Origin of the sequence: Leifsonia sp. SIMBA_070 (genome assembly GCF_046534635.1) — a bacterium.
Taxonomy (GTDB): domain Bacteria; phylum Actinomycetota; class Actinomycetes; order Actinomycetales; family Microbacteriaceae; genus Leifsonia.
Map to the genome: position 1 here is coordinate 1 of NZ_JAWRYK010000489.1, position 259 is coordinate 259.

Sequence of the window (259 nt, forward strand, 5' to 3'; positions counted from 1 at the left end):
CATGGACTCAGATTTCGGGACCAAATACAGCTACAATAGCATCTCCAAACAATCCAAACTCTTTAATGTTAGGATTAATTGCTGGTACTTATGAATTTAGCTGGACCATTGCAACTACAGGATGTACTTCTGAAGACAGAGTAATCATTACGATTTATGATTTACCATCAACTGCCAATGCAGGTACAAATCAAATAATTCCGCAGTTTTCTCCTGTAAACATGAATGCAATTGCTCCGACAGTTGGTACAGGAATTTG

At 37.8% G+C, this 259-nt stretch carries 1 protein-coding gene; it reads left to right on the top strand.

The features are described from left to right. On the top strand, positions 1 to 259 hold a 259-nt coding region (locus SB754_RS21165), incomplete at both ends, for a hypothetical protein (RefSeq protein WP_410784307.1).